General features: G+C 75.7%; 3 protein-coding genes. 2 read left to right on the forward strand and 1 reads right to left on the reverse strand.

Annotated elements, in window-relative coordinates; genetic code table 11:
* Positions 1 to 333: 333 nt before the first annotated feature.
* Entirely contained in the window at positions 334 to 570 is a 237-nt protein-coding gene (locus ACFV6I_RS24880; RefSeq protein ID WP_380427693.1) for a hypothetical protein, read from the reverse strand.
* Between the two features lie 212 nt (positions 571 to 782).
* Here ACFV6I_RS24880 and ACFV6I_RS24885 point away from each other — a divergent pair, with 212 nt between their 5' ends.
* Positions 783 to 1,661 (forward strand): N-acetylglucosamine kinase, encoded by an 879-nt coding sequence (locus ACFV6I_RS24885; protein ID WP_380427695.1) that lies wholly within the window; start codon positions 783 to 785, stop codon positions 1,659 to 1,661.
* A 142-nt stretch (positions 1,662 to 1,803) separates the two neighbouring features.
* Positions 1,804 to 4,605 (forward strand): penicillin acylase family protein, encoded by a 2,802-nt coding sequence (locus tag ACFV6I_RS24890; protein ID WP_380427697.1) that lies wholly within the window; start codon positions 1,804 to 1,806, stop codon positions 4,603 to 4,605.
* The last annotated feature ends 50 nt before the right edge of the window (positions 4,606 to 4,655 follow it).

Here is a 4,655-nt window from a genome sequence, read left to right on the forward strand (position 1 = left end):
GCGGTAGTCCGGGCGGACAACCTGGACCGCCACACCGCCGAGGGCTGGGACGCCCTCCTCGCGGGCCCGGGGCGCCGCCGGGGGCACGACCGCGACCCCCCCGGGCTCTCAACGCCCCGCCCCCGCCCCCGGGGGGGGCCGATCCGGCGGGGCGGCGCGGCCGGGATCGCCCGATGTGGGAGGAGGGCCGAAAATCGCCGCCCGTCGACGGAATACCTGCTGTCACAGAGCCGATCGGCCGCCCCACCCGCCGCTCGCCGAGCACCGGTAAAGGCAGTCCCGAGGGGGGGCGTGTGGAGCGACCGGGGCAACGAGGGGGCGGCTGTTGGGAATTCAGGGGGCGGTGGGGCCGGACGGGGAGAGGATCCGGGAGAGGCCGAAATCGAAGCGCTCGGCGAAGGCGGCGTCCTCCAGGTGCGGGACGACCCGGCCGAGCGCCGGGTAGCCGCCGCCGGCGAGGGCCGGGCCGAGGGTGTGCACGCCGCACTGGGCGGCCAGGGCCTGTTCCTCCCGGGTCAGGCCGAGGGTCAGGTACCGGATTGGCCCGCCGTCGAGGAGCGCGGCGATCACGGCGTCGGCGAAGCGCAGGGTGCCGGGCTCGGCGGCGTAGATGCCCCTTCCGCCGCGATCCCTCTACGCTGAGGACCGGTCAGCCCACCGGCGCCCCCTCCGGAGCCCCGGCGGCAGCCGCTCGCACAGGTCCGCGGCGCCCTGCCGGCCGCCGACCTGATGCCGCTCACCACCACCCCGACCACCCGCCGAGCCCGCACCGGAGGCGCCCGATGACCACCCTCCACCTCGGCGTCGACGCCGGCGGCAGCCGCACCCGCGCCGTCCTCCTGGACGCCGCGGGCGCCGTCCGGGGCCGCGGCGAGAGCCCCGGCGCCAACCCCGCCGGAGAGGGCCCGGAGCCGGCGCTCGACCGGCTGGCGGCGGCGGTCACGGCCGCCCTCGACGGGCGCGGCCCGGGCCGGATCGCCGCCTGCCTGATCGGCCTCGCCGGGTACCGCTCCCTACCGGACCCGGACGCGTTCGCCGAGCGCTGCCGGGCCGCCCTCGGCCTCCGCCACCCGGTGCGACTGGTCCCCGACACCGTCCCGGCCCTGGCCTCCGGCGGCGTCACCGACGGCCACGGCACCGTCCTGATCGCGGGCACCGGCGCGATCTGCGTCCGGCTCGCCGGTGCCCGCACGCTCGCGCGCGGCGGCGGGCTCGGCTGGCTGCTCGGCGACGAGGGCGGCGGCTTCTGGCTCGGCCGCGAGGCCCTACGCCACGCCCACGCCGACCCGGCCGGCCCGCTCGGCACCGCCGTCCGCGCCCGCTGCGCCGCCGACTCCCCCGAAGCCCTGCTCCACTGGGCCTACGCCGGCCCGCCCCGCCGGCTCGCCACCCTCGCCCCGCTGGTCTCCCGGCTCGCCGCGCAGGGAGACCCGGCCGCCCGCGCCATCGCCGACACCGCCGCCGACCACCTGGCCGGCCTCGCCCGCGCCACCGCCGCCCCCGCCGAACCCCTGGTCCTCACCGGCTCGGTGGCCACCACCCCCGGTCCGATCCGCGACCGCCTCCACCACCTCCTCGCCGACCTCCACCCCCGCCTCCCCCGCACCGACGCCGCCACCGCCGCCGCCCACCTCGCCACCCGCCTCGCCGCCGGGCGGTAGGCGGTAGGCCGTAAGCGGTAGACGGTCCCGACGGATCACCAACTCCACTGCACCCCACCGGAAATGGCATGCACGCCACTAGCCAACCGGTCAGTAACGCCCCTACCGTCGAGCTCCCGTGGCTTCGACGGAGGAGCTCCCCTTGCGCCTACGCCCCCACCCCCTGCGCTTCCCGGCCGCCGCCGCAGCGTCGGCCCTGCTCGTCACCGCCGCCCTGACCACCACCCCCACCGCCGCCGCCCCCGCCGCCCCGACCGCCACCGCGGCCGACTACTGCGGCGGCCACTGCCGGGACATCCTGCCGCCCGGCGAGAACGGCAACGCCACGCTCGCCGAGATCCTGCTCAACCGGATGTTCGGCAGCCGCCCCGCCCACACCGACGACCAGCTCGGCCCGTACGCCGCCCTCGCCTCCGGCTACCCGGGCCTGACCGAGGCCAAGCTGCGCGACTTCTTCAACGACGCCTCCTTCGGCGTCCCCGCCGACCAGGTGGCCAGCACCATCAGCCCGCGCGCCGACGTCACCATCGTCCGCGACAAGGCCACCGGCGTCCCGCACATCACCGGCACCACCCGCTACGGCACCGAGTACGGCGCGGGCTACGCCGCCGCCCAGGACCGGCTGTGGGTGATGGACCTGTTCCGGCACGTGGGCCGCGGCCAGCTGTCCGGCTTCGCCGGCGGCGCCGCCGCCAACCGCCAGCTGGAGCAGAGCTTCTGGCAGGCCGCGCCGTACACCGAGGCGGAACTGCAGCAGCAGATCGACGCCCTGTCGGCCCGCGGCGGCCGGGCCGCCCAGGCCCTCACCGACGCGAACGCCTACCTCGACGGCATCAACCAGTACGCCAAGGAGTCCTACAACGCCCGCACCTTCCCCGGCGAGTACGACCTGACCGGGCACATCGACCCGATCACCAACGCCGGGTCGATCGAGCCGTTCAAGCTGACCGACCTGGTCGCCCTGGCCTCCGTGGTCGGCGCCCTGTTCGGCTCCGGCGGCGGCGGTGAACTCGCCTCCGCCCAGGTCAAGTCGGCCGCCGAGGCCCGCTACGGCAAGGACGCCGGGGACGCGGTCTGGAAGTCGCTGCGCGAGGCCGACGACCCGGAGGCCGTCCAGACCCTGCACGACGGCCAGCGCTTCCCCTACGCCCCCGTCCCCGACGCCCCGCAGGGCGAGGCGCTGCCCGACCCCGGCTCGGTGGTGCCCGAGCGGATGATCTACGACGCCACCGGCACGGGCGCCGGCGCCGCGAGGACCGCCGCCCCGGGCGTGCTGCCCGGCAACCTGCTCACCGCCAAGCACGGCATGTCCAACGCCCTGCTGGTCTCCGGCGCCCACACCGACGACGGCCACCCGGTGGCCGTGTTCGGCCCGCAGACCGGCTACTTCGCCCCGCAGCTGCTGATGCTGGAGGAGATCCAGGGCCCCGGCATCAGCGCGCGCGGCGCGGCCTTCGCCGGCCTGAGCTTCTACGTGCAGCTCGGCCGCGGCCAGGACTACGCCTGGAGCGCCACCTCCGCCGGGCAGGACATCACCGACACCTACGCCGTCCCGCTCTGCACCACCGACGGCTCCCCGGCCACCACCGCCGCCAACTCCTACCTCTGGCACGGCCAGTGCGTCCCCTTCGACCGGCTGGAACGCAAGAACACCTGGAACCCGACCACCGCCGACTCCACCGCCGCCGGCTCCTACACCCTGGTGATGTACCGCAGCAGGTACGGCCTGGTGACCGCCCGCGGCACGGTCGGCGGCGCCCCCGTGGCCTTCACCTCGCTGCGCTCCACCTACCGGCACGAGGCGGACTCCATCATCGGCTTCCAGGAGCTCAACGACCCCGGCGCGGTGCACGACGCGGCGGGCTTCCAGCAGGCCGCGCAGGACATCAACTACACCTTCAACTGGTTCTACGCCGACTCGCGCGACATCGCGTACTACAACTCCGGCAGCAACCCCGTACGCGCCCCCGGGGTCGACCCCGGCCTGCCGCTGCGCGCCGAACCGGCCTACGAGTGGGCCGACTTCGACCCCGCCACCAACACCGCCCGGTACACCCCGGCGGCCGAGCACCCGCAGTCCGTCAACCAGGACTACTACATCTCCTGGAACAACAAGCAGGCCGACGGCTTCACCTCGGCCGGGTTCGGCAACGGCTCGGTGCACCGCGGCAACCTGCTCGACGACCGGGTCAAGGCGCTGCTGCGCAACGGCGGCAAGGCGAGCCGGGTCTCGCTCACCCAGGCCATGGCCGGCGCCGCCCTGGCCGACCTGCGCGCCGAGGACGTCCTGCCGGACCTGATCCGGGTGCTGCGCAGCGCCCCCGTCACCGATCCGGCCGCCGCCACCGCGCTCCAGCAGCTGGAGGCCTGGCTGGCCGGCGGCGCCCAGCGGAAGGAGACGTCGCCCGGCAGCCACGGCTACGCCGACGCCGCCGCGATCCGCGTCCTGGACGCCTGGTGGCCGCTGGTCGCGGAGGGCGTCATGCGACCCGGCCTCGGGGACCAGCTGTTCACGGCCCTGACCGGCGCCCTGCAGATCAACGAGTCGCCCTCCGGCGGCCAGACCGGTCCCGGTGGCGGCCCCGTGAGCGCCAACGAGGCGATCCCGCACAAGGGTTCGGCCTTCCAGTACGGCTGGTGGAGCTACCTGGACAAGGACCTGCGGTCCGTCCTGGGCGACCAGGTGGCCGGCCCGCTGGCCCGCCCGTACTGCGGCGGGGGCGATCTGGCGGCCTGCCGGGGCGTGCTGCTGGACACCCTGAAGCGGGCGGCCGCCCAGACCCCGGCCCAGGTCTACCCGGGCGACGCGGACTGCTCCGCCGGCGACCAGTGGTGCGCCGACACGATCATCCAGCGCCCGCTCGGCGGTGTCACGGACGACAAGACCACCTGGCAGAACCGTCCGACCTACCAGCAGGTGGTGCAGTTCCCGAGCCACCGCTGAACCCATGCCGCTGTCTTCCACCCGGGCGGGGCACCCGCGTGGAAGACAGC

The sequence above is a fragment of the Kitasatospora sp. NPDC059803 genome (assembly GCF_042732255.1).
Lineage (GTDB): Bacteria > Actinomycetota > Actinomycetes > Streptomycetales > Streptomycetaceae > Kitasatospora.